This window comes from Devosia sp. 67-54, from assembly GCF_001899075.1.
Lineage (GTDB): Bacteria > Pseudomonadota > Alphaproteobacteria > Rhizobiales > Devosiaceae > Devosia_A.
Map to the genome: position 1 here is coordinate 152,483 of NZ_MKVA01000011.1, position 25,368 is coordinate 177,850.

21 protein-coding genes are annotated in these 25,368 nt (G+C 68.1%); 14 read left to right on the forward strand and 7 right to left on the reverse strand.

Annotation, left to right across the window (positions count from 1 at the left end; genetic code table 11):
• Positions 1-20: 20 nt before the first annotated feature.
• Positions 21-647, reverse strand: coding sequence for a bifunctional nicotinamidase/pyrazinamidase (gene pncA / locus BGO82_RS17565; RefSeq protein WP_291306922.1), 627 nt, complete (start codon positions 645-647; stop codon positions 21-23).
• 7 nt (positions 648-654) lie between these two features.
• Positions 655-1,080, reverse strand: coding sequence for a hypothetical protein (locus BGO82_RS17570; protein ID WP_291306923.1), 426 nt, complete (start codon positions 1,078-1,080; stop codon positions 655-657).
• Positions 1,081-1,386: 306 nt separating this feature from the next.
• On the opposite strand from BGO82_RS17570, the gene dnaK reads away from it, so the two are divergent.
• The 4 genes from dnaK to BGO82_RS17590 all read left to right on the forward strand — a co-directional run bounded on the left by dnaK (position 1,387) and on the right by BGO82_RS17590 (position 5,919).
• Positions 1,387-3,294 (forward strand): molecular chaperone DnaK, encoded by a 1,908-nt coding sequence (dnaK, locus tag BGO82_RS17575; RefSeq protein ID WP_291306924.1) that lies wholly within the window; start codon positions 1,387-1,389, stop codon positions 3,292-3,294.
• 124 nt (positions 3,295-3,418) lie between these two features.
• On the forward strand, positions 3,419-4,558 hold the full coding sequence (gene dnaJ, locus BGO82_RS17580) for a molecular chaperone DnaJ (protein WP_291306925.1): 1,140 nt from the start codon (positions 3,419-3,421) through the stop codon (positions 4,556-4,558).
• A 175-nt stretch (positions 4,559-4,733) separates the two neighbouring features.
• Positions 4,734-5,309, forward strand: a complete 576-nt coding sequence (locus tag BGO82_RS17585; RefSeq protein WP_291306926.1) for an NAD(P)H-dependent oxidoreductase — start codon at positions 4,734-4,736, stop codon at positions 5,307-5,309.
• A gap of 1 nt (position 5,310) precedes the next feature.
• Positions 5,311-5,919 (forward strand): histidine phosphatase family protein, encoded by a 609-nt coding sequence (locus BGO82_RS17590; RefSeq protein WP_291306927.1) that lies wholly within the window; start codon positions 5,311-5,313, stop codon positions 5,917-5,919.
• Between the two features lie 168 nt (positions 5,920-6,087).
• Here BGO82_RS17590 and BGO82_RS17595 read toward each other — a convergent pair whose 3' ends face one another.
• The 4 genes from BGO82_RS17595 to BGO82_RS17610 all read right to left on the reverse strand — a co-directional run bounded on the left by BGO82_RS17595 (position 6,088) and on the right by BGO82_RS17610 (position 8,491).
• The gene (locus tag BGO82_RS17595; RefSeq protein WP_291306928.1) at positions 6,088-6,345 is read right to left on the reverse strand and encodes a TfoX/Sxy family DNA transformation protein; all 258 of its coding nucleotides are present in this window, start codon (positions 6,343-6,345) and stop codon (positions 6,088-6,090) included.
• Positions 6,342-6,794, reverse strand: coding sequence for a MarR family transcriptional regulator (locus tag BGO82_RS17600; RefSeq protein ID WP_291306929.1), 453 nt, complete (start codon positions 6,792-6,794; stop codon positions 6,342-6,344). Before BGO82_RS17600 ends, BGO82_RS17595 begins: the two co-directional genes overlap by 4 nt.
• 168 nt (positions 6,795-6,962) lie before the next feature.
• Positions 6,963-7,484 carry a DUF1697 domain-containing protein gene (locus BGO82_RS17605; protein ID WP_291306930.1) on the reverse strand — a complete coding sequence of 174 codons (522 nt, stop codon included), beginning with the start codon at positions 7,482-7,484 and terminating at the stop codon, positions 6,963-6,965.
• Positions 7,481-8,491, reverse strand: a complete 1,011-nt coding sequence (locus tag BGO82_RS17610) for an aldose epimerase family protein (RefSeq protein ID WP_291306931.1) — start codon at positions 8,489-8,491, stop codon at positions 7,481-7,483. The genes BGO82_RS17605 and BGO82_RS17610 overlap by 4 nt, the downstream gene beginning before the upstream one ends.
• A gap of 117 nt (positions 8,492-8,608) precedes the next feature.
• On the opposite strand from BGO82_RS17610, the gene BGO82_RS17615 reads away from it, so the two are divergent.
• From BGO82_RS17615 to murJ, 7 genes are all read left to right on the forward strand, one after another.
• Positions 8,609-9,649 carry a LacI family DNA-binding transcriptional regulator gene (locus tag BGO82_RS17615; RefSeq protein ID WP_291306932.1) on the forward strand — a complete coding sequence of 347 codons (1,041 nt, stop codon included), beginning with the start codon at positions 8,609-8,611 and terminating at the stop codon, positions 9,647-9,649.
• A gap of 115 nt (positions 9,650-9,764) precedes the next feature.
• Complete coding sequence (xylB, locus tag BGO82_RS17620; RefSeq protein WP_291306933.1) at positions 9,765-11,228, forward strand: xylulokinase; 1,464 nt, start codon at positions 9,765-9,767, stop codon at positions 11,226-11,228.
• Positions 11,225-12,532 carry a xylose isomerase gene (gene xylA / locus BGO82_RS17625; RefSeq protein WP_291306934.1) on the forward strand — a complete coding sequence of 436 codons (1,308 nt, stop codon included), beginning with the start codon at positions 11,225-11,227 and terminating at the stop codon, positions 12,530-12,532. The genes xylB and xylA overlap by 4 nt, the downstream gene beginning before the upstream one ends.
• 125 nt (positions 12,533-12,657) lie before the next feature.
• The gene (locus tag BGO82_RS17630; protein WP_291306935.1) at positions 12,658-14,265 is read left to right on the forward strand and encodes a glycoside hydrolase family 43 protein; all 1,608 of its coding nucleotides are present in this window, start codon (positions 12,658-12,660) and stop codon (positions 14,263-14,265) included.
• Positions 14,266-14,474: 209 nt separating this feature from the next.
• Positions 14,475-17,150, forward strand: coding sequence for a DNA mismatch repair protein MutS (gene mutS, locus BGO82_RS17635; RefSeq protein WP_291306936.1), 2,676 nt, complete (start codon positions 14,475-14,477; stop codon positions 17,148-17,150).
• The gene (locus tag BGO82_RS17640; RefSeq protein ID WP_291306937.1) at positions 17,131-19,944 is read left to right on the forward strand and encodes a [protein-PII] uridylyltransferase; all 2,814 of its coding nucleotides are present in this window, start codon (positions 17,131-17,133) and stop codon (positions 19,942-19,944) included. Before mutS ends, BGO82_RS17640 begins: the two co-directional genes overlap by 20 nt.
• Before the next feature lie 216 nt (positions 19,945-20,160).
• Positions 20,161-21,717, forward strand: a complete 1,557-nt coding sequence (gene murJ, locus BGO82_RS17645; protein WP_291306938.1) for a murein biosynthesis integral membrane protein MurJ — start codon at positions 20,161-20,163, stop codon at positions 21,715-21,717.
• A gap of 16 nt (positions 21,718-21,733) precedes the next feature.
• On the opposite strand, the gene BGO82_RS17650 is transcribed toward murJ, so the two are convergent.
• Entirely contained in the window at positions 21,734-22,894 is a 1,161-nt protein-coding gene (locus BGO82_RS17650) for a glycosyltransferase (protein WP_291306939.1), read from the reverse strand.
• 166 nt (positions 22,895-23,060) lie between these two features.
• Here BGO82_RS17650 and trpS point away from each other — a divergent pair, with 166 nt between their 5' ends.
• From trpS to BGO82_RS17665, 3 genes are all read left to right on the forward strand, one after another.
• Positions 23,061-24,095 carry a tryptophan--tRNA ligase gene (trpS, locus tag BGO82_RS17655; protein ID WP_291306940.1) on the forward strand — a complete coding sequence of 345 codons (1,035 nt, stop codon included), beginning with the start codon at positions 23,061-23,063 and terminating at the stop codon, positions 24,093-24,095.
• Positions 24,096-24,185: 90 nt separating this feature from the next.
• Positions 24,186-24,656, forward strand: coding sequence for a universal stress protein (locus tag BGO82_RS17660; protein ID WP_291306941.1), 471 nt, complete (start codon positions 24,186-24,188; stop codon positions 24,654-24,656).
• A gap of 144 nt (positions 24,657-24,800) precedes the next feature.
• On the forward strand, positions 24,801-25,358 hold the full coding sequence (locus BGO82_RS17665) for a NifU family protein (RefSeq protein ID WP_291306942.1): 558 nt from the start codon (positions 24,801-24,803) through the stop codon (positions 25,356-25,358).
• Positions 25,359-25,368: the final 10 nt, after the last annotated feature.

Below are 25,368 nucleotides of genomic sequence, written 5' to 3' on the forward strand. Positions count from 1 at the left end.
TAGGACAAGAGCGACGTGCGCTACCCGAGGTCCGCCATCTGCACGCGCTTGACGCCGGCGGCGGTCATCCGGGTCCAGGCGGCCGCGAGCGAGCCGGCGGTGTCGATGGCACGGGTCAGGTCCTCGACGACGATGGCCTCGAACCCGGCCGCGGCGGCGTCTTCGGCGGTCCAGCTCACGCAGAAATCGGTGGCGAGGCCGACCACGAACAGCCGCCGCAAGCCGCGTTCGTTGAGATAGCCGGCAAGCCCGGTCGGCGTCCTGCGGTCGGCCTCGCGGAACCCCGAATAGCTGTCGACCCTGGGGTGGAAGCCCTTGCGCACGATCATCTGGCAGTTGGGCAGCTCGAGCCCGGCGGCGAATGCCGCGCCGTGCGAGCCGATGACGCAATGGTCGGGCCACAGCACCTGCGGGCCATAGGCGAGCGCGATGGTCTCGAACGGCGCCTTGCCGGGGTGGCTCGAGGCGAAGGAGATGTGCCCGGCCGGGTGCCAGTCCTGCGTCTGCACCACGGTTTCGAACCGCCGCGCCAGCGCGTTGACCGGCGCGATGATCTCGTCGCCCCCGGCAACGGCAAGGCTGCCGCCGGGGAGGAAATCGTATTGGATGTCGACGACGACCAGCGCGTCCCCGGCTCCGAGTTTCATGCCGGGCCTACTGCGCTGCCGAGGACGAGGCGGGGGCGGCGCTGGACGATGCGTCGGCCGGCGCCGACGCGCCGCCGTTCAGCACGGCGTTGCAATCGTCGAAGCTGTATTTGGCGTTGGCGCCGCTGCCGGTCACCACGGCGGTGACTTCGGTCACGAGGTCGGTCTTGACCTTGGTGAGCTGTTCCTCGGTGAAGCCGGCGTCGAGATATTTCTGCCCGGCGTCGTCGATCAGCCGGTTGCCGCCGTCGATGAACACCTGCGCCTGGGTGAGCTGCTCGGAGGGCACGCCCGGCGGCGGGTTGGAGAAGGCCGCCACCAGCGCTTCGCCGCACCAGAGCTGCTTGGAGACGTCGTCGCTGACCGTCTGGGCGAAGGCGCCCGTGGAAACGAGCGCCGGCGCGAACGCGAGCGTGAGGATGAACCTGTTCATGAAATTTCCGGTTTGCTGTTGGCGATGCGAGTTAGAGCATATCGGCGCATCAGCGCCAATGGACGACGCTGGGCGCCCTTTGGCCGGACCAATGTGGCCGAAGTCAGACCGCGGCAAAGCCCCGGAAAATAACGGGTGTGGCGCTTGCAGGCCAAAAACCCCGCCCCTATATACGCCCCGAGGCCCGGCGACGGGTCGAAATCCCAAATTCAGCGAGGAGCCCGACGCCCCACGCGGGGTCAGCGTAACTGCCGAAATGCTTTGGAGTTCGCGGGTCCGGGTTCGCTTAGGAAAGAGGCACAAATAATGGCTAAAGTAATCGGTATCGACCTCGGCACCACCAATAGCTGCGTCGCGGTGATGGAGGGGAGCACCTACAAGGTCATCGAGAATTCCGAGGGTGCGCGCACCACGCCCTCGATGGTGGCGTTCACCAAGGATGGCGAGCGTCTCGTCGGCCAGCCGGCCAAGCGCCAGGCGGTCACCAATCCCGAGGGTACGCTGTTCGCGGTCAAGCGCCTGATCGGCCGCCGCTACGACGACCCGATGGTCGAAAAAGACAAGCATCTGGTGCCGTTCAAGATCGTCCGCGCCGACAATGGCGACGCCTGGGTCGAGGTCGACGGCAAGAAGATGTCGCCGGCGGAAGTCTCGGCGATGATCCTCACCAAGATGAAGGAAACCGCCGAGGCCTACCTCGGCGAGAAGGTCGCGCAGGCGGTGATCACCGTGCCGGCCTATTTCAACGATTCCCAGCGCCAGGCCACCAAGGACGCCGGCAAGATCGCCGGCCTCGACGTGCTGCGCATCATCAACGAGCCGACGGCGGCGGCGCTCGCCTACGGCCTCGACAAGAAGAATTCCGGCACCATCGCGGTCTATGACCTCGGCGGCGGCACCTTCGATATCTCGGTGCTCGAGATCGGCGACGGCGTGTTCGAGGTGAAGTCCACCAACGGCGACACCTTCCTGGGCGGCGAAGATTTCGACATGCGCCTGGTCGACTACCTGGCCGACGAGTTCAAGAAGGACCAGGGCATCGACCTGCGCAAGGACAAGCTGGCGCTGCAGCGTCTCAAGGAAGCGGCCGAAAAGGCCAAGATCGAGCTGAGCTCGGCCACCCAGACCGAGATCAATCTGCCGTTCATCACGGCCGATGCCTCCGGTCCCAAGCACCTGACCACCAAGCTCACCCGCGCCAAGTTCGAATCGCTGGTCGACGACCTGATCCAGAAGACCGTCGAGCCCTGCAGGCAGGCGCTCAAGGATGCCGGCGTCAACGCCAGCCAGATCGACGAAGTCGTGCTGGTCGGCGGCATGACCCGCATGCCCAAGGTCATCGAGGTGGTGAAGTCCTTCTTCGGCAAGGAGCCGCACAAGGGCGTCAACCCCGACGAGGTCGTGGCGGCCGGTGCGGCCATCCAGGCCGGCGTGCTGCAGGGCGACGTCAAGGACGTGCTGCTGCTCGACGTGACCCCGCTGAGCCTCGGCATCGAGACGCTGGGCGGCGTGTTCACCCGGCTGATCGACCGCAACACCACCATCCCGACCAAGAAGAGCCAGGTCTTCTCGACCGCCGAGGACAACCAGAGCGCGGTGACCATCCGCGTCTTCCAGGGCGAACGCGAGATGGCGGCCAACAACAAGCTGCTCGGCAATTTCGACCTCGCCGGCATCCCCCCGGCGCCGCGCGGCGTGCCGCAGATCGAAGTCACCTTCGACATCGACGCCAACGGCATCGTCAATGTTTCGGCCAAGGACAAGGGCACCGGCAAGGAGCAGCAGATCCGCATCCAGGCCTCGGGTGGCCTGAGCGACGCCGACATCGACCGCATGGTCAAGGAAGCCGAGGCGAACGCCGCGTCCGACAAAGCCAAGCGCGAGGCGGTCGAGGCCAAGAACCAGGCCGAGAGCCTGATCCACTCGACCGAGAAGTCGCTCAAGGACTATGGCGACAAGGTCGGCGCCGACGAGAAGTCCGCCATCGAGACGGCCCTGGCCGATCTCAAGGGCGTGCTCGAGGGCGAGGATGCCGAGGCCATCAAGGACAAGACCAACGCCCTGGCCGAGGCGTCGATGAAGCTCGGCGAGGCCATGTACAAGGCCAGCCAGGCGGAAGCCGAAGCCAAGGCCTCGGGCGGCGCCAAGCCGGCCGACGACGATGTCGTCGACGCCGACTTCGAGGAAGTGAAGGACGACAAGAAGTCGGCCTGAGCCTCATGCTCGCGCAGTTTGGCACATAACAAAGGGCGCTGCGGGTCTCCCGCGGCGCCTTCATTTTGGATAAGACCATTCGCGATTGGTCGGATCGCGTGGGCGCAGCGGAACAAAGACTTCGATGGCTAAAGCCGACTATTACGACGTGCTCGGGGTGCAGAAGGGGGCGGACGAAGCTGCGCTCAAGGGCGCCTACCGCAAGCTCGCCATGCAGTTCCATCCGGACCGCAATCCCGGCAACACCGAGGCCGAGCACCGCTTCAAGGAAATCAACGAAGCCTACGACACGCTGAAGGACCCGCAGAAGCGCGCCGCCTACGACCGCTTCGGCCACGCCGCCTTCGAGCAGGGCGGCTTCGGCCGCGCCAATGGCGCCGCCGGCTTCGGGCCGGAATTCGCCTCCTCGATGTCCGACATCTTCGAGGACATCTTCGGCGACTTCATGGGCGGTGGCCGCGGCCGCGGCAGTCAGCAATCGCGCCTGCGCGGCTCCGACCTCCGCTACAATCTCGAGATCAGCCTCGAGGAGGCGTTCCTCGGCCGCACCGTCGAGATCGACGTGCCGACGCTGGTCACCTGCCACACCTGCGACGGCTCCGGCGCCAAGCCGGGCACCGGCATGTCCACCTGCAAGCATTGCGGCGGTCACGGCAAGGTGCGCGCGGCGCAGGGCTTCTTCACCATCGAGCGCACCTGTCCGGTGTGCCAGGGCCGCGGCCAGATCCTCGAACAGCCCTGCACCGATTGCGGCGGCCAGGGGCGGCGGCAGGAAAACCGCAAGCTCAGCGTCGACGTGCCGCGCGGCATCGAGGATGGCACCCGCATCCGCCTCGCCAACGAGGGCGAGGCCGGCCTGCGCGGCGGTCCGCCGGGCGATCTCTACATCTTCGTGTCGGTGAAGCCGCACGACCTCTTCCACCGCGACGGCGCCGATCTCTATGCCCGCGTCCCCATCGCCATGACCACCGCCGCGCTCGGCGGCGAGTTCGAGGTGCCCACCCTCGACGGCGCCCGCGCCAAGGTGAAGGTGTCGCCCGGCACCCAGCCCGGCCAGCGCGTGCGCCTCAAATCCAAGGGCATGCCGGTGCTGCGCAGCAAGGACACCGGCGACCTCTACGTCCAGCTCGACGTCGAGACGCCGCAGAACCTCACCCGCCGCCAGCGCGAGCTGCTGGAGGAATTCCACAAGCTGACGACCAAGGACACCTCGCCGACCAGCGACGGGTTCTTCGCCAAGCTGAAGAACATCTTCGAGGCGTGACCTACGCGGTCCGGCACACCCACGGAGTCATTCCCGCGACAGCGGGAACCTCCGTTGGCCGCGGGTGCTGTGATCCCGGCGCGCAGAGCCGGGCGACGCCCGGCCCGACGACTGAGCCTTCTTTCCTGTCCCGTCAACGGAAGGTCCCGCTTGCGCGGGAATGACCCGGTGTAGCATGCCAGAACCAGCTTCTACTCAGCCCCGGACCGCCGTCACCCTCTGCGGCTCGCTGCGCACCGGCTCGATCAACGAGCATCTGCGCCGCCACCTGTCGGCAAAGCTGCGCGAGGCGGGCGTCGCCGTCACCGATCTCGACCTCAACGATTTTGCCCTGCCGGTGTTCGACCAGGACATCGAGGACGCCGGCGAGACCCCCGAGGCCGCCGGAGCGCTCGCCGATCTGTTCTGCACGCACGACATCGTGCTCATCGTCTCGCCCGAATACAATGGCGGCGTCACCCCGCTCGTCGCCAACACCATCTCCTGGGTCAGCCGGCAGAAGCCCAATCCGTTCAAGCATGCGGTGTTCGGCATCGCCGGCATGAGCGACGGCAAATACGCCACGCTGTTTGCGCTCTCGCATCTGCGCGACAGCCTCAGCAAGCTCGGCGCGCTGGTGGTGCCGACCCTGCTCGGACTCGGTCCCTATCCGGACGTGTTCACCGACGGCGCCCCCAACGAAGCCAACATCCAGTGGAAGGTCGGCCAGATGGTGCGCGAGCTCACGCACTTTTCGCGCGGCGGCATCTGAGATGTACGCGCTCTACGTGACGCATCCGCAGGTGCGCATGGACCCGGCGGTGCCGGTGCCGCATTGGGGCCTGTCGGACAAGGGGCGGGCCCGCGCCGAAGCGTTCGCCCGCCATCCCCTGGCGCTGGCGGCGCGCCGCATCATCAGCAGCCGCGAGACCAAGGCGCTCGAGCTCGCGGCGATCCTCGCCGCCGCCTCGGGCGCCCCGGTCGAGCACGCCGACGCCTTCAACGAGAACGACCGTAGCGCCACCGGCTACGTGTCCGCCGAGCGCTTCGAGCGATTGGCCGACGCCTTTTTCGGCCACCCCGACGACGCGGTCGAAGGCTGGGAGACGGCGCGGCACGCCCAGGCGCGCATCGTCGCCGCGGTCGAGGCGGCGCTGGCCGCGCACGATCCGGCGCAGCCGCTGCTGTTTGCCGGCCACGGCGCCGTCGGCACGCTGCTCAAATGCGCGCTGGGCAGCCGCGCCATCGCCCGCGCCGAGGATCAGCGGCGCATCGGCGATCCGGGCGGCGGCAATGTGCTGGCGATCCGCCTCGCCGACCGGGCGCTGCTCTGCGACTGGACCGCGATGGAGCGCCTGCCGGAACAGATCGCCGGGCTTTAGCTGGCGCGCGTCTGGTGCCCGTTGCCCCCACCCCGGCCCCTCCCCGCAAACGGGGGAGGGGGCGATAGAACCGCATTTTTGATGTTTCAGTCGGGCTCCCCTCCCCCTTGCGGGGAGGGGATGGGGGTGGGGGCCACACCCACCGAAGCCCATCGCATCGCGAAGGCCTTAGCTCGGGGCCTTCGCCTCGGCGGCGAGCTTCTGGCGCAGCGCCGGGTCGAGATCGTGCCAGCGCACGCCGCGCACCGCCCCGGCCAGCGCCAGCCGCGTCGACACGCAGGCATCGTCGGGCAGCACGGCGCGCAGCCGCCGGAACGCCGCGGCGTCGCCCAGCCGCCGAAGCTCGGCGCTGCTGCCGATCCCCGCCGTCTGCAGCCGCCGCGCCAGCACCTTGCCAATATTGGGCAGCGTTTCGAGATCGCTCATCGTCCCTCCGTCTTTGCCGGCACGTGCTCGCCGAGCCCGAACAGGTCGATCGCATCCTCGAACGCCAGCTTCAGCCGGTCGAGCCGCGCCGGATCGTGCTCGACCTCGCGCAGCCGCACCGGCCCTGCCAGCGGCGCCCGCGCCACCAGCTCGCGCCCCGCCTCGGTGATCGCCACCAGCCGCGCCCGCTTGTCGCGGCCGTCGCGGGTCACGGTGCAAAGCCCCATCGTGCGCAATTCGTCGATCGACTGGCCCAGCGTCGCCGGGTGCATCACCAGCGATTTGCGCAGCGCCGCCAGCGGCAGGGCCGGGCGTTCGCCCAGGATGCGCAGCACCGCCAGCTGCAGTCCGGTGATGCCGAATTGCTTGCGCAGCGTCTGGTTGAAGCTCTGGATCGCGGCCTCGAGCCGGACCCAGGCGACGACGGCGGAAAGGGCTTGCTGCTGCATGGCATATATTATGGCAGCATAATAGCTGCGCCGCAAGCTGCTATGCCGTCATAGCAGCGAGGAAGCGCCGGGCGTTGCGCGCGATCCGGCCGCACCCGGCAGTGGAAATGCCGGCCCGCGGGCCCGTCTAGGCGAACCGTCAGTAGGCCTCTGCGCGACGCCGGCGGCTTACATCGCCGCGAGCGCCGCGGCGATGCGAAGAATGCTGCTCCAGCTGCGCTGCGTCATGCGCGCGCCCACCGTCTTTTCCACCGTCAGCCGGCTCGTCGACGCCGCCCCGCCATAGTCGATGATCAGATGGTTGGAGAGCATCGTCAGCCGCTCCGGGCCGCGATAGTGCAGATATGCGGCCGGCCAGCTCGGGTCCTTGTGGAAGAAGCAGACGCCGAGCTGCGCCGGCCGTTCGGCGGCGGCATCGGGGAAAGGCGCGGCGTCGATCAGCTTGCGGAATTGCCGTGCGGTGCGGGTGAACACGTCGTTGGCGAGCCCGAACCCCGTGATGGCGTCGCCGACGAGGCGCTCCACCTCCGCCTGCGGCCGGGGCGAGGCGAACACCAGATTGCCGGTGTTGCCGATGGTACTCACCGTCTCGAGCCCGGCCGCACTGCATGCCGTGGCCAGCCGGCCGAGCGGCATCGCCGCATGCGTGACCGGGCCGATGGCGCGCAGCAGCGCGACGTAGGCGGTCACGAGATCTCGAATTCGCACCAATGGCTGTAAGGCCGGTCGGGCGTGATGATGATCGAGGGGAAATGCGGGTGGTGCATGGCGTCGGGGAACGCCTGGTCCTCGAGGCAGAAGCCGGAATATTGCCCGTAGCGCCTGCCGTTGAGGCCGGGCACCGGCACGTCGGTGGTGAGCGCATTGTAGAACTGCAGCCCCGGCCGGTCCGACCACAGCCGCAGCGTCAGATCGCCGTCCGGCGAGGTCACCTCGGCGATCGGGTCGGCAACGTCGCGACCGGCGTCGAGCACGAAATTGCCGTCATAGCCGATCGGCGCGCCGTTGCCGTCGCGCAGCGTGCGCGGCGCCAGGAAGTCGCGCTCGCTGCCCGGTCTCACCTCGAGGATATTGCCCGTCGGCACCAGGTCCGGTCCGGTCTCGGTATAGGCGTGCGCCGCGATGCGGTAGCGATGGTCGAGGATGTGGTCGCCGCTGCCGAGGTTGAAATACTGATGCTGCACCAGGCTCAGCGGCGTCGGCCGGTCGGCGGTGGCGCCGAGCTCGAGCCGCAGCTTGTTGCCGTCGAGCCGGTAGGTCGCCTTCATCTTCACCGTGCCGGGGTAGCCGGCATCGCCGTCCGGCGAGGTCAGCGAGAACACCACGGCGTTGGTGGCGTCGTCCGGTTCGGCCTCCCACACCAGCCGGCCGATGCCGTTGGGCCCGCCATGCAGTGAGCTCGTGCCGTGGTTGGCCGGCAGATGGTAGGTCTTGCCGTCGAGCTCGAAGCTCGCGCCGCGCACGCGGTTGGCGACGCGCCCGGCCAGCGAGCCGAAATGCGGCGAATGCTCGGGATAGTCGTCGAACTGCTCGAAGCCCAGCACCACGTTGCGCCGGCCCCCCTTGACCGGCACCCGCCAGTCGCGCACCACCACGCCCCAATTGATGAGGTCGACTTCGGCGCCGGTGCTGGACACGAGCGTGAACTGGTCGACGCGCTTGCCGTCATAGCTGCCGAAAGACTTCACCGCGACCATCTGTTCCTCCGCCGTTCCGGGTGACGATGTAGCCCGGATAACCTTGCCCCACCAAGCCGAAATCGGTTGACGGGACAAGGCTTGCGCCGCAACGTCCACACTATCAGGAGGTCGGATTTGGACGACAAGCTGGAGGGGCGGCGCGCCACCGTGCACGATGTGGCGCGCACCGCCGGGGTCTCGCTCGCCACCGTCGACCGCGTGCTCAATGCGCGTCCCGGGGTGCGGCCGGAAACCGCCGAAAAGGTCGAGGCCGCGATCAAGGCCCTGGACTTTCGCCGCGATCTTTCCGCTTCGCTCCTGGCGCGCGCCCGCGACCTGCGCGTGGTGTTCCTCATCCCCGGCGGCAGCAACGCCTTCATGGAAAGCCTCACCGCCGCCATCGCCCGCCGCGCCCGCGCCACCCGCAACGAGCGGCTGACGCTGGCGGCGGTGCAATACCATGCGCTCGATCCCTCGGCCCTGGTTGCCCGGCTCGACGGCCTCGGCGCCCGCGAGGCCGATTGCGCCGTGGTGGTGGCGCCCGACGATCCGGCGGTGGCCAGGGCCATCGACGCCGTCACCCGCCGCGGCGTCGCCGTGCTCACCCTGGTCTCCGACCTGCCCGGCTCGGCCCGCCGGCAGTTCATCGGCATCGACAACCAGGCCGCCGGCCGCAGCGCCGCCTCGCTGCTCGGCCGCTTCTGCGCTTCGGGCAAGGTCGGCATCATCGCCGGCTCGCTCGGCCTGCGCGACCATCGCGAGCGCTTCGAGGGCTTTTCCGGCGTTCTCGGGCGCGAATTCGCCCAGCTCAAGGTCGTCGGCCCGGTCGAAGGCTTCGACGACGATGCCGCCACGGAGGCCGCCGCCATGAGCATGCTCGAGGCGCATCCGGATTTGTCGGGCATCTACAGCCTCGGCGCCGGCAATGCCGGGCTGGTGGCCGCGCTCGGCCGCACTCACCGCGCCGGCAATATCCGCGTCGTCGCGCACGAGCTCACCGACACCACCCGCGACGCGCTGCGCGCCGGCACGCTCGACGTGGTGCTCGACCAGAATCCGGACGGCGAAATCCGCGCCGCCATCGCCGCCGCCCGGCAGGTGGCGCTGTCGCCGGACGCCGAGATTCACTCCGACCCCATTGAAATCGGCATTTTCCTGCGCGACAATTTGCGTTAAGGCCAAACGGCAGCAGCGATATGGCGGCGCCGCTTCGGGAGGGGACCATCAGCATGCGATCGGCATCGAGCACCTTGGCCGGCCTCTGTCTGAGACAGCGTGAGGTACGTGCCTCATGACCTATCTCGGGCTCGATATCGGCACCTCGGGCGTCAAGGCCATCCTGATCGACCGCGCCGGCGCGCCGCTGGGCGAGGCGACGGCCAGATCGGTCGAGCCGGTGCGCCCGCATCCGGGCTGGTCCGAGCAGAATCCGGCCGATTGGTGGACCGCCTGCCTCGCCGCCGTCGACGCGCTGGGCCAGGCGCATCCGGCCGCGCTCGCGGCGGTGCGCGGCATCGGCCTCTCCGGTCACATGCATGGCGCGGTGCTGCTCGGCAGCAATGACGAGGTGCTGCGCCCCTGCATTTTGTGGAACGACGGCCGCGCCGCCGCCGAATGCGCCGAGATGGAACGGGCGCTGCCCACCCTGCGCGACATCGCCGGCAACATCGCCATGCCCGGCTTCACCGCGCCCAAGATCGCCTGGGTGCGCAAGCACGAGCCCGAGGTCTACGCGAAGCTCGCCCGGGTGCTGCTGCCCAAGGCCTATGTGCGCCTGCTGATGACCGGCGAGCATGTCGAGGAGATGAGCGACGCCTCCGGCACGCTCTGGCTCGACGTCAAAAAGCGCGACTGGTCCGACGATCTGCTCGCCGTTACCGGCCTCACCCGCGCCCACATGCCGCGCCTCGTCGAAGGCTCGGCGCCCTCGGGCGAGCTGAGCTCCGAGCTTCGCCGGCGCTGGGGCATGACCGGCACGGTCGTGGTGGCGGGCGGTGCCGGCGACAACGCCGCTGCGGCCTGCGGCATCGGTGCCATCCGCCCGGGCGAGGGCTTCGTGTCACTCGGCACCTCCGGCGTGCTGTTCGTCAGCAACGACCGCTTCCGCCCCAACACCGCCGGCGCCGTGCACGCCTTCTGCCACGCCATCCCCGCCACCTGGCACCAGATGGGCGTGATCCTTTCCGCCACCGACAGCCTCAACTGGCTCTCGACCGTCACCGGCAGGAAGCAGGCCGAGCTTTCGGCCGCCGCCGAAGCAAGCTTCACGGGGCCGGGCGAAGAAATCTTCCTGCCCTATCTCAGCGGCGAGCGCACCCCGCACAACAATGCCGGCGCCCGCGGCAGCTTCGTCGGCCTGAGCCATCTCAGCGACCAGGCCAGGCTGGCGCAGGCGGTGATGGAGGGCGTCGCCTTCGCCTTCCGCGACTGCCAGCGCGTGCTGAACGCCGCTGGAACGACATTCGACCGGCTGCTCGCCGTCGGCGGCGGCAGCCGGTCGGCGCTGTGGCTGAAGCTCATCGCCACCAATCTCGACATCGAGATCGCGCTGCCCGAGGACGGCGATTTCGGCGGTGCCCTCGGCGCCGCCCGCCTCGGCCTCTGCGCCGCCGAAGCCGCCGATCCTGCCGCGGTGATGACCATGCCGCCGATCCGCCAGATCATCGCGCCCGACGCCGCGCTGCGCGACGCCTACACCGCCCAATACGCACGCTACCGCGCGCTCTATCCTGCCATCGAGGAGGCCCATAAGTGACCGATTTCTTCAAGGGGATCAAACCCGTAACCTACAAGGGCCCGCGCTCGAAGGATCCGCTGGCCTACCACCATTACAACAAGGACGAGCTCGTCCTCGGCAAGCGCATGGAAGACCACATCCGCCCGGCGGTGGCCTATTGGCACAGCTTCGCCTGGGAGGGCGGCGATCCGTTCGGCGGCCGCACCTTCGACCGGCCGTGGTTCGGCAAGGGCATGGAGGGGGCCAAGCTCAAGGCCGACGTGGCCTTCGAGCTGTTCGACATCCTCGACGTGCCGTTCTTCTGCTTCCACGACGTCGACATCGCTCCCGAGGGTGACACCCTCGCCGAGAGCAGCCGCAATGTGCGCGTCATCGGCGACATCTTTGCGAAAAAGATGCAGAAGTCGCGCACCCGCGTGCTGTGGGGCACGGCCAACATGTTCTCCAACCGCCGCTACATGGCGGGCGCCGCCACCAACCCCGACCCGGACGTCTTCGCCTATGCCGCCGGCCAGGTGAAGACCGCGCTCGAGCTCACCCATGAGCTCGGCGGCGAGAACTACGTTCTATGGGGCGGCCGCGAGGGCTACGAGACGCTGCTCAACACCGACATGCGGCAGGAGCGCGCGCAGGCCGGCCGCTTCCTGACGCTGGTCATCGAGCACGCCAAAAAGATCGGTTTCAAGGGCACCATCCTGATCGAGCCCAAGCCGCAGGAGCCGACCAAGCACCAATACGACTACGACGTCGCCACCGTGTACGGCTTCCTCAAGGATTTCGGCCTCGAAAAGGAGGTCAAGGTCAACATCGAAGTCGGCCACGCCTTCCTCGCCGGCCATTCCTTCGAGCACGAGCTGCACCTCGCCCGCTCGCTCGGCATCCTCGGCTCGGTCGACGCCAACCGCAACGATCTGCAGTCCGGCTGGGACACCGACCAGTTCCCCAACAACCCGGGCGAAATGACGCTGGCCTTCTACGAGATCCTGAAGAATGGCGGGCTCGGCAATGGCGGCTTCAATTTCGATGCCAAGGTGCGCCGCCAGTCGCTCGATCCGGTCGATCTCGTGCATGGCCATGTCGGCGGCCTCGACGTGCTGGCCCGCGGCCTCAAATCCGCGGCGGCGCTGATCGAGGACGGCACCTACGACAAATTCGTCGCCGACCGCTACGCCGGCTGGCAGGACAAGGAGGCCAAGGCCATGCTTGCCGGCAAGCGCAGCCTCGAGCAGATCGCCGCCCGCGTCGACAAGCAGAACATCAATCCAGAGCCGCGCTCCGGCCGGCAGGAATATCTCGAAAACCTGGTCAACCGCTTCGTGTAAACCAGTACAAAAGATGTCATTCCCGCGACAGCGGGGACCCATTCTTCCTCTTGCGCCAGAACGAAATTGGGTCCCCGCTGTCGCGAGGATGACATCTGGTGGAGAGGACGCATCGAGGACGAAAGATGCCCACGCTCCGCAACCCCATCCTCCCCGGCTTCAACCCCGATCCCTCGATCCTGCGCGTCGGCGACGACTACTACATCGCCACCTCCACCTTCGAGTGGTACCCGGGCGTGCAGATCCACCACAGCCGCGATCTCGCCAATTGGGACCTTGTCACCCGCCCGCTGACCCGCAAGAGCCAGCTCGACATGCGCGGCGACCCCGACAGCTGCGGTATCTGGGCGCCCTGCCTCAGCCACGATGGAACGCAGTTCTGGCTGGTCTATACCGACGTCAAGCGCAAGGACGGCTCGTTCAAGGACGCGCACAATTACATCGTCACCGCGCCGGCGATCGAGGGGCCGTGGTCCGATCCGGTCTACATCAATTCCTCGGGCTTCGATCCCTCGCTGTTCCACGACGACGACGGCCGCAAATGGTTCGTCAACATGCTGTGGGACCATCGCGTGCGGCCGCTGCTGTTCGCCGGCATCGCGCTGCAGGAATACGATCCCGAGGCGCAAAAGCTGGTCGGCGAGCGCAAGAACATCTTCACCGGTACCGACCTCAAGCTGGTCGAAGGCCCGCATCTCTATAAAAAGAACGGCTGGTACTATCTGCTCACCGCCGAAGGCGGCACCGGCTACGAGCACGCCGTCACCTTCGCCCGCTCGCGCCGGATCGATGGCCCCTACGAGCTGCATCCGCTCAAATATCTCGTCACCGCCAAGGACACGCCGCTCAATCCGCTGCAGCGCGCCGGCCATGGCGATTGGGTCGACACCCCCGATGGCCGCTCCTACCTCGTCCACCTCACCGGCCGCCCGACGACGCAGAAGCGCCGCTGCGTGCTCGGCCGCGAGACCGCCATCCAGGAACTCGAATGGCGCGACGACGGCTGGCCCTGGCTCAAATCCGGCGGCAACGTGGCGCAGCTCGAGGTCGATGTGCCCGGCACGCGCGACGAACAGAAATATTGGGCCGAGCAGCGCTACGATTTCAGCGAGGGCCTGCACCAGGATTTCCAGTGGCTCAGAACGCCCGAGACCGAACGGATATTCGCGGTCGAAGGCGACAGGCTTCGCCTCTATGGCCGCGAATCCATCGGCTCGTGGTTCGAGCAGGCGCTGGTGGCGCGCCGGCAGACGCATTTTTCCTTCGATGCCGAGGTGACGGTCGACTTCGCGCCCACCGACGAGCGGCAGTTCGCTGGCCTCACCGGCTACTATTCGCGCTATAATTTCCACTACCTCACCATTACCGCCCATTCCGACGGCCGGCGCGAGCTGTTGATCATGAGCTCGATCGTCTCCTGGCCCGACGGCAGGCTGACCTATCCCGCCGCGCCGGTGCCGCTGCCCCCGGCCGGCAAGGTGCGCCTGAAGCTCGAAATCCGCGGCCCGGCGCTGCAGTTCTTCTACGCCCTCGAAGGCGGCGACTGGACCGCGATCGGCCCGGTGCTCGATGCCTCCATCCTTTCGGACGAATGCGGCGGCCACGCCGAGCACGGCAGCTTCACCGGCGCCTTCGTCGGCATGGCCGCCTCCGACCTCAATGGAACGGCGCTCCACGCCGACTTCACCGACTTCGTCTACCGCCCCGTGCAGCACGACAGCGATCGCTACTGACACCCGACTCCGCGGTCGAGCCTCCCCTCTCCCCTCCGGGGAGAGGGTGCCTCGCGCCAGCGAGGCGGGCGAGGGGCCGTCGCACAATGTCGCAGTCGGGCAAGTCGTCCTATCTTGCGGCATAGCGGGGAAACCCCCGCCGCCGCTGTTGGTATTTTCCGCCAAAGCCCCTAAGTTCGCGAGCTTTCCCGCGACCAGCCCGCAGCCTGATGGACCAGACGCCCTTCGACACCGCCGAACCGCCCGAGCCCGTCGCCGGCCCGGTGACGCCGATGATGGGGCAGTATCTCGAGATCAAGGGGCTCAATCCGGGCTACCTGCTGTTCTACCGGATGGGCGATTTCTACGAGATGTTCTTCGACGACGCCGAAACCGCCTCGGCGGCGCTTGGCATCGTGCTCACCAAGCGCGGCAAGCATCAGGGCGCCGACATTCCGATGTGCGGCGTGCCGGTGCACGCGGCGCAGGATTACCTCAAAAAGCTCATCGCCCTCGGCCATCGCGTCGCCATCTGCGAGCAAATCGAGGACCCGGCCGAGGCCAGGAAGCGCGGCAGCAAATCGCCGGTGAAGCGCGACGTGGTGCGGCTGGTGACGCGCGGCACCATCACCGAGGACGATCTGCTGCCCGCTCGCGCCAGCAATTTCCTCGCCGCGCTGGCCATGCTCCGGCAGGGCGACGCCGATTTCGCCCTCGCCTTCGCCGACGTTTCCACCGGCGAGCTCACGGTGCTGCCGCTCGGCGCGGCGGCGCTGGCCGATGAGCTGGCCCGCATCGATCCGGCCGAGCTGCTCTTTGCCGACGCCACGCAGCAGGCGTTGCGGGACCTCAAAATCGTGCCGCCGGGCGTCACCGTGGTGCTGCCGCTCGAGGCCTTCGACTCCGGCGCCGCCACCGCACTCATCGACGCCGCCTTCGCCGGCGCGGTCGATGCCTCCGCCTTCACCCGCGTCGAACGCGCCGCGCTCGGGGCCCTGCTGGGCTACATCCGGGAAAGTCAGAAGGGCGTGGCGGTGGCGCTGCGCCCGCCCTCCACCGAGCGGCTGCAGGCGCACATGGCCATCGACGCCTCGACCCGCGCCTCGCTCGAGCTGCTGGTCACCCAGCGCGGCAGCCTCAAGGGCTCGCTGCTCGCCGAGATCGATTGCTGCGTCACCCCGGCCGGCTCGCGCCTCCTCGCTCGCCGGCTCAGTGCCCCGCTCTGCGATCCGGCGGCAATCAACGCCCGTCTCGACGCCGTCGTGGCGCTGGTGGGCGAAACCATCCTCGCCACCCGGCTGCGCGGCGCGCTCAAATCCGTGCCCGACCTCACCCGCGCGCTGACCCGGCTGGCGCTCGGCCGCGGCGGCCCGCGCGACCTCGACGCCGTGGCCCGCGCCATCGCCGGCGCCGGCGAGCTCGCGGCGGCGCTCCGTGGCCTCGACGCGGCGCCGGCGGTGCTGGCCGGCATCGGCGCCACGCTCGCCACCGCGCCCATTGCCCTCGCCGCCGAGCTGGCCGGCGCCCTCGACGACGAGCTGCCGCTCCTCAGCCGCGACGGCGGCTTCGTGCGCAAAGGCTATGACGCAGGCCTCGATGCCGAGCGGGCGCTGGCGTCGGAGACCCGCGCCGTGGTGGCGGCGCTGCAGGCGCGGCTCGTCGCCGAGACCGAGATCAAATCCCTGAAGATCCGCCACAACGGCGTGCTCGGCTATTTCGTCGAGGTGCCGGCGGGGCAGGGCAACAAGCTGCTCGAAGAGCCGCACCGCCAGGCCTTCATCCACCGCCAGACGCTGGCCTCGGCCATGCGCTTCACCACCCCCGAGCTCGCCGAGCTCGAGGGCCGCATCGCCCGTGCCCACGAAAAGGCGCTCGAGCTCGAAACCGCGATCTTCGCCCGGCTGGTCGCCGCGACCCTAGGCGAAACCGACACGCTCCGCGCCCTCGCCGACGCGCTGGCCGAGCTCGACGTCACCGCCGGCCTCGCTCATCTCGCCGCCGCCCGCGGCTTCTGCCGGCCGGTGGTCGACGAGACGCTGGCGTTCGAAATCAGGGGCGGCCGCCACCCGGTGGTCGAAACCACCGTCAAGGCGGCGGGCCAGCCCTTCGTGGCCAACGACACCGACCTCACGGGCGGCGCCCTGTGGCTGGTGACCGGCCCCAACATGGGCGGCAAATCGACCTTCCTGCGCCAGAACGCGCTGATCGCCATCCTGGCGCAGATCGGCAGCTTCGTGCCCGCCGACAGCGCCCGCATCGGCGTCGTCGACCGCGTGTTCTCGCGCGTCGGCGCCTCCGACGACATCGCCCATGGCCGCTCGACCTTCATGGTCGAGATGGTCGAAACCGCCGCCATCCTCAATCGCGCCACCAGCAGATCGCTGGTCATCCTCGACGAGATCGGCCGCGGCACCGCCACCTTCGACGGCCTCTCCATCGCCTGGGCGGCGGTCGAGGCGCTGCACGACGACACCCGCTGCCGGGCCCTGTTCGCCACCCACTTCCACGAGATGACCGGGCTGGCCAAGACCCTGGCTCGGGTCCGCAACGTCACCATGGCGGTGCGCGAATGGGAGGGCGAAGTGGTGTTCCTGCACGAAGTGGTGCCGGGCGCCGCCGACCGCTCCTACGGCATCCAGGTGGCGCGGCTCGCCGGCCTGCCCGAAACCGTGCTGGCCCGCGCCCGGCAGGTGCTGGGTGTGCTCGAAAGCCGCTCTTCCGGCCATTCCGCGCCCATGCTAGACGATCTGCCGCTTTTCGCGGCGGCGCCGCCGCCGAAAAAGCCGGAAATTAATGCTCTCGATGCCATGCTCGACCAGGTGCGCCCCGACGATCTCTCCCCCCGCGAGGCGCTCGAGCTGATCTACGAGCTGAAGAAAGCACGCGATGCCGGTCGCCGAAGCTGAACTTCGCCCCAAAAAGGCGCAGTTCCACCTGAAAACCGCCGACGCCATCCTCGCCGACATCCTGGCGGCGCTGGGCCAGGAGTCGCCGAAGTCGGCGGCCGCCCGCGCCGTCGTCCTCGCCACCATGCGCCGCACCCTGGCCGATGCGCGCCAGTCGGCCATCGCCGAGCTCGAGGCGACGGGCAAGGGCACCCGCTGCGCCCAGAATTTGAGCGCGGCGGAAGACGAGATCATCCGCGCCATCCATCTGTTCGCCATCCGCCACGTCTATCCGGTCGACAACCCGTCCGGCGCCGAGGCGATTTCCATCGCCGCCGTCGGCGGCTACGGACGCGGCACGCTGGCGCCGGGCTCCGACATCGATTTGCTGTTCATCCTGCCCTACAAGCAGACGCCCTGGGGCGAGCAGGTCACCGAATACATCCTCTATATGCTGTGGGATCTGGGCCAGAAGGTCGGCCACGCCGTGCGCTCGGTCGACGATTGCATCCGCATGGCGCGCGCCGACATGACGGTGCGCACCGCCACCCTCGAGGCGCGCTACCTCACCGGCGAAAAAACCCTGTTCGATGCGCTGGTGAAGCGCTTCGAGACCGAGATCATGCCCAGGACCGGCCCCGAATTCATCGCCGCCAAGATGGCCGAGCGCGAGGAGCGGCACCGCCAGATGGGCAACACCCGCTACGTGGTCGAGCCCAACATCAAGGACGGCAAGGGCGGGCTGCGCGACTTGCACACCCTGTTCTGGATCGGCAAATACGTCTACCGCGTCAAGACCGCCGCCGAGCTGGTCGACAAGGGCGTGTTCCAGGCCGACGAATACCGGCTGTTCCAGCGCGCGGAAAACTTCCTCTGGGCCATCCGCTGCAACCTGCACGTTCTCACCGGACGCGCTGATGAAAAACTGACCTTCGAGCTGCAGCCCGAGCTCGCCGCCCGCCTCAATTTCGCCGACCGGCCGGGCATGCTCGGGGTCGAGCGCATGATGAAGCGCTACTTCCTCGTCGCCAAGGACGTGGGCGACCTCACCCGCATCTTCTGCACCAGCCTCGAATTCGACCACGCCAAGCCGCTCGACATGTTCGGCCGCGTCACCGGCATCTTCCGGCGCGGCCGGGTGGCGATCAAGGGCGAGCCCGATTTCGTCATCGATTCCGGCCGCCTCAACACCGCGCGCCCGGAGACCTTCGAGGCCGATCCGCTGGCGATCATCAGGAGCTTCCTCGTCGCCGGCCGCAACGACCTGCTGTTCCATCCCGACGCCATCAAGCAGATCCGCCGCTCGCTGCACCTGGTCGATCGCGCCGTGCAGAACGACCCCCGGGCCAATGCCTGGTTCCTCGAAATCCTCACCAGCCCGCGCACCGTCGAGCGCATCCTGCGGCAGATGAACGAGAGCGGCGTGCTCGGCAAATTCGTGCCCGAGTTCGGCAAGATCGTCGCGCTCATGCAGTTCAACATGTACCACCACTACACGGTGGACGAGCATCTGATCCGCGCCGTCGGCGTCATGGCCGAGATCGCCAATGGCGGGCTGCGCAACGAGCTGCCGCTGACCCATGAGCTGCTGCCCTCGCTCAACGACACGCGGCTGCTGTTCGTCGCCCTGTTCCTGCACGACATCGCCAAGGGCCGTCCGGAAGATCATTCCATTGCCGGCGCCCGTATCGCCCGCAAATTCTGCCCGCGCCTCGGCCTCGATGCCGCCGAGACCGACACCGTCGCCTGGCTGGTCGAACATCATCTGGAAATGAGCGAAGTGGCGCAGGCCCGCGATCTGCAGGATCCGGCGACGGCCCGCTCGTTTGCAGAAGTGGTGCAGTCGCCGCAGCGGCTTGCCCTGCTGATGATTCTCACCGCCTGCGACATCCGCGCGGTCGGCCCCGGCGTCTGGACCGGCTGGAAGGGCTCGCTGCTGCGCACCCTCTATTACGCCACCGAGCCGCTGCTGTCGGGCGGCCATTCCCGCGTCACCCAGTCCGACCGCATCGCCGCCGCCAAGGCCGACCTGGAGAAGGCTCTGGGCGCCTGGCCGCGCGCCGAGCTCGACGCCTACATGGCGCGCCACTACAACCATTACTGGCTGCGCGCCGAGCTCGAGCTTCAGGTCGAGCACGCCAAGATGATCCGCGCCGCCGACCAGGCGCACCAGCCCTTCGCTGGCTCCATCCGGGTGCGCGCCTTCGAGGGCATCACTGAAGTCTCGTTCTATACCCCCGACCATCCGCGGCTGCTGTCGCTGATCGCCGGCGCCTGCACCATGTGCGAGGCCTCGATCATCGGCGCCCAGATCTTTTCGACCCGCGACGGCCAGGCGCTCGACACCTTCCGGCTCAGGCGCGCCTTCACCTCCGACGAGGACGAGAAGGTCCGCGCCAACCGCATCATCGAGACGGTCAAGCAATTGCTGCAGGGCAAGCGCCAGGTGCTGATCGACCTCGGCAAGGACAGCCGCCACAACCGCCGCCTGAAGCCCTTCACCCTGCCGGCCTCGGTCGAAGTGTCCAACACGCTTTCCGACAAATTCACCGTCATCGAGGTCTCGGGCCTCGACCGCACGGGCCTCTTGCACCAGCTCACCCGCGCCATCTCCGACCTCAACCTCACCATCGGCTCGGCCCATATCGGCACTTATGGCGAAAAGGCGGTCGACGTCTTCTACGTCACCGACCTCACCGGCCATAAGATCGAAAGCAAGCCGCGCCAGAAATCCATCCGCGACGCGCTGCTGAAAGTGTTCGAGCCGCTCAGGCCGCAGGGCGAGGCGCCGGCCGCGAAAGTGGTCAATGGCTGAGGCTGCCGCAACCACGATGGTCCCGATAGTCCACGGCGTCACCCTCGCGAAAGCGGGGACCTCCGTTTACGGGATCGGCAACGACGCGCGGCGCGGCAGAGCCGGGCGAGGCCCGGTCCGGTCCACGAGGCTCATCCTGGGGCCGGCAAACCGAGGTTCCCGCTTTCGTGGGAATGACCCGGTGGGAACTTTGCGCCTGTCGGGACGCGGTTCCTCATGAGCAACCTCCACCGCAATTTCCTCAATGTCGGTCTGATGACCACCGGCAGCCGCATCCTCGGCTTCGTGCGCGATGCGCTGGTCGCGGCGGTGTTGGGCACCGGGCCGGCGGCCGATGCCTATCTCGCCGCCTTCCGCTTCCCCAATTTGTTCCGCCGGCTGTTCGCCGAGGGCGCCTTCAACACCGCCTTCATCCCGCTGTTCGCCAGGCATCTCGAGCACGACGGCATGGAGCCGGCCCGCCTCTGGGCGGCCCGCATCATGAGCTGGCTGGTGGTGGTGGTGACGGGCGTCACCATCGCCGTCGAAATCTTCATGCCGTGGATCCTGCCGCTCTTCGTCCCCGGCTTTCTGGGCGACCAGAGCAAATACGATCTCACGGTGCTGCTGACGCGCATCTGCTTCCCCTACCTCATGTGCATGTCGCTGATGGCGGCCTATGCCGCCATCCTCAACGGCCTCAACCGCTTCACCGCCTCGAGCTTCGCCCCGATCCTCTTGAACATCGTCATGATCGTGTTCATGGCGCCGCTGGTGCTGTGGCCCAACACCGACGTGCAGACGGCCATCTGGATCGCCGTCGGCACCATCGCCGGCGGCATCGCGCAATTGCTGATGGTCTATGCCGCCATCCGCCGCGCCGGCTTCGTGCCGAAGCTGCACTGGCCGCGCCTCGACCCCGAGGTGCAGCGCTTCTGGATCCTCGCCATCCCGGCGGTGATCGCCGGCGGCATCACCCAGGTCAACATCTTCGTCGGCACCATCATCGCTTCGTCGGCGCCGAGCGCCATCGCCTACCTCTATTACGCCGACCGGCTCTACCAATTGCCGCTCGGCATCATCGGCATCGCCATCGGCACCGTGCTGCTGCCCGAGCTCAGCCGGCACCTCAAGGGCGGCCGCGACAAGGAAGCCGACGCCAGCCAGAACCAGGCGCTGCTGATCTCGATGCTGCTGTCGATGCCCGCCGCGGCGGCGCTGATCGCCCTGGCGCAGCCGATCGTCGCCGTGCTGTTCCAGCGCGGCGCCTTCTCGGCCGCCGACACCTACGAGACGGCGCAAACCATGATCTGGTTCTCGGCCGGCCTGCCCGCCTATGTGCTGATCCGCGTGCTGCAGCCGGGCTTTTTCGCCCGCGAGGACACCCGCACCCCCACCGTCTTTGCCGGCATCTCGGTGGTGGTCAACATCGCGCTGTCGCTGCTGCTGTTCCCTATCCTCAAGCATGTCGGCATCGCCGTGGCGACGTCGGTCGCCGCCTGGGCCAATGCGGTGCTGCTCGCCATCTGGCTCGGCCGCCGCGGCCATTTCCGCCTGCCCGCCGAAGACTGGCGCCGCCACGCACTGATCATCGCCGCCGCACTGGCCATGGCGCTCGTGCTGTGGGGCCTGTCGCTGCCGCTCGCGCCGTACCTAACGCCCAGGGCGCCGCTGCTGGTGCAATTGGTGGCGCTCGGCGCCCTGTGCGTTTTCGGCGCCGCCCTCTATTTCGCGCTGATACATGCAAGCGGCGCCCAACCCTTCGGCCAGTTGCTGCGCCGGCTGAAGCGATAGCGCGGCGCGCCGCCGCCTAGTGGCTCTGCTGCTGCGCCGCCGTATGCCGGCCGGGGCTCCTCGACAGCCAGCGCCGCGCCATGGCTCTCGCCTTGCGCATCGGCGCGGTGATCCGCCACGACATCGAGTTCCGATACGACTGCATCATCGCCTCGAGCTGCGCGATGTGGATGGCCATGTCGCGATACACCATGCCCTCGCCGCGCCGTGGCGCGAGCTGCGTCTCGTTGCGGTTCCACCCCGCCAGCACCTCCTCATAGACGTTGAGGAAGTGGAGGCTGCGCGCCGACAGGCTGTAGCCGGCCCGGATTCGCCGCGACAGCGCATCGCGGTCCAGCCGGCTGCTGCGTTCGATTTCCGCCCGCAGATGCTCGGCGGTCAGCGCCAGGCGTCGGGCCCGCCCGGTGAAATTGTGGTACGCCAGCTCGTCGACGACCTCGGCCGACAACAGGCCGTCCGACACGTGCTGGTCGGCGACGATGCACGGCACGCCGACCGCGCCGGCCAGCAGCACCGTCCGCCCGATGCTCATCACCAGGTCGAACTCCGCCAAATACGCGCCGGTGATCTCGCGCGGCACGGCGCCGGCACCGGCGCGCTCCCAGCTCACCAGCCCTTCCGCCGCCAGTGTGTCGAGCGCGGCATCGCGTTCGGGCGCGTGGTGGCTGGAGACCACCAGCAGCCGATGGCAGGCATTGCTGGCGGGAGCCATTCGCGCGGCGAGCCGCAATTCGCGGTCGTCGAACCAGTTGCGCACCACCTCGACCTCGAGGTCCGGCGCTCGCGCCCGGATGACGTCGCGGTCCCGCTCGGAGACGGCAAGCACCCGGCTCGCCTCCGCGAGGTTGACCGGCAATTGCTCGAGGTCGGGGACCAGCCCCAAAATGCCGTGCACGCGCGGCACGCCGGGGAACAGGTCGCCCAGTAGGTGAAAGGTGGTGACGTGGTGCGAGTGGATGATGTCGGGCGCCCACCGCATCAGCTCTTCGAGCTGCTGCGGACCATAGACCGGCAGCCCGGTTCTGGTGCTGAACGCCTCGGCCAGCGCTCCGGGAAACAGCGCGAAGACGGCAACGTCGACACCGCGCCTGGCGAGCGATTCGGCCAACTCGCAGACATAGAGTTCGGAGCCGGCCCGCTCGCTTAGTTGATTGTTTGCAAGCAGGACTTTGGGCACGAGGCAATGCATTCGTCAGACAAGAGGAGCAGGCGACGCTAGCCAGCTTTGTCCTGCCAGTGCAAGCCGCGGCGGCGCTGTCTCCCCCGCGACCGGCACCGGCACCGGCTTGCGCTCGCTGTCGCCGGGCGGTAAGGCCGCGGCGAACCAAGCATCCAGGCGAACCATGCCCTTCACCCCGCGCGTCTTTTCCGGCATCCAGCCTTCGGGCGAGCTGCATCTCGGCAACTACCTCGGCGCCATCAAGCGCTTCGTGCCGTTGCAGCAGCAGTTTCCGTGCCTCTATTGCGTCGTCGACATGCACGCGATCACCGTCTGGCAGGACCCCGATGCGCTGCGCAGGGCCACGCGGGAGGTGGCGGCGACCTATGTCGCGGCCGGCGTCGATCCCCAAAAGCACATCGTCTTCAACCAGTCGCGCGTCGTCCAGCACGCCGAGCTGGCGTGGATCTTCAACTGCGTCGCGCGCATGGGCTGGATGAGCCGCATGACGCAGTGGAAGGATAAGACCGCCGGCAAGAATGCCGAGGCGGAATCGCTGGGCCTGTTCGCCTATCCCTCGCTGATGGCCGCCGACATCCTGCTCTACAAGGCCACGCACGTGCCGGTGGGCGACGACCAGAAGCAGCATCTCGAGCTGACCCGCGACATCGCGCAGAAATTCAACAATGATTTCGGCCCCTCGATCCGCGAGCAGGGCCTCGACGACCCCTATTTCCCACTCACCGAGCCGGTGATCACCGGGCCTGCGACCCGCGTCATGAGCCTGCGCGACGGCAAGAAGAAGATGAGCAAATCCGACGCCTCGGACCAGGCCCGCATCCTGCTGATGGACGATGCCGACACCATCGCCAAAAAGCTCAAGCGCGCCACCACCGACGCCGAGCCGCTGCCGTCGGAGGAAAAGGGCCTCGAGGGCCGGCCCGAGGCCGGCAACCTCGTCGGCATCTACGCCGCGCTGGCCGGCATCGACAAGGCCGAGGTGCTGCGCCGATTCGGCGGCCAGGGCTGGGGCGCGTTCAAGCCGGCGCTGGCCGACCTCGCGGTGGCCGAGCTCGCTCCCATCGCCGCCGAAACCCGCCGCATGCTGGCCGATCCGGCCTATGTCGACGGCTTCATGGCCGATGGCGCCGAGCGCGCCGGCGTGCTGGCCGAGCAGACCATGAGCGAAGTTCGCCGCATCGTCGGCTTCATCCGCTAAGGCTTTGTAGCAAAGACACTTTCCGGCGCGACTTGTCGAGCGCGCCGGGCGATGGGATGATGGCGTCCCTTAACCGGCGCGAGGCGGCGCGTGGCGGACAGCGGCTACAATCGGAAATTCCTCGTATTGATCGACGAGTCGCCCGAATGCGACCGCGCCGTCAGCTTTGCCGCGCACCGCGTCAAGCGCACCGGCGGCACGCTGGTGCTGCTGTCGGTGATCGATACGCAGGACTTCACCCAGTTCATCGGCGTCGCCGACGCCATGCGCGCCGAGGCCCGGCACGAGGCCGAGCGCAATCTCGACGCCCGCATCGCCCGCTTGGCCGAGATCGGCCAGATCCGCATCGAAACCGTGATCCGCGAGGGCACCCCCGCCGACGCCATCGAGGCGCTGGTGACGGCCGACCCCGGCATCGCCATCCTGGTTTTGGCCGCCGGCATCAACGACAAGGGCCCCGGGCCGCTGATCCAGCATTTCGTCGGCCACAACCGCCTGCACATCCTCGTCACCATCGTCCCCCCGGCCATGACCGACGCCGAAATCGTCGCCGTGGCCTGAAGGCGCGGCAGGGGCTTCCCGATTGCCCTGATGCTTGCTATTTCTGGGTCGCAGGCCTATTTTAGAACCGTTCCAAAACCGCTTGCGGTGGGTCGAGCCAGCGCTGTGCGATGGCGTGATCCAGAGCAGAAAGATCGAATCGCCATGTTCATCCAGACCGAAGCCACGCCCAATCCGGCCACGCTGAAATTCCTGCCCGGCCGCGACGTGCTGGTGGGCGAGCCGCGCGACTTCCGCACCGCCGACGATGCGGCGATCTCGCCGCTGGCCTCGGGGCTGTTTTCGATCCCGGGCGTCACCGGCGTGTTCCTCGGCTCCGACTTCGTCTCGGTCAGCAAGGACGAGACCGAGTGGAATCATCTGAAGCCGGCGGTGCTCGGCGTCATCATGGAGCATTTCCTGTCCGGCAAGCCGGTGCTCGACGAGGGCGGGGCGCTCGCCCGCGAGGTCGAGGAATTCTTCGACGACGATGACACCGAGACCGTCGAGGTAATCAAGGAGCTGATCTCGACGCGCGTCCGCCCGGCCGTGGCCATGGATGGCGGCGACATCACCTTCAAAGGCTTCAAGGACGGCACGGTGTACCTGCACATGCAGGGCGCCTGCTCGGGCTGCCCCAGCTCCACCGCGACGCTGAAGTCCGGCATCGAAAACCTGCTGCGCCATTTCGTGCCCGGCGTCGAGGCCGTGCAGCAGGTCTGAGCCGGCTTTG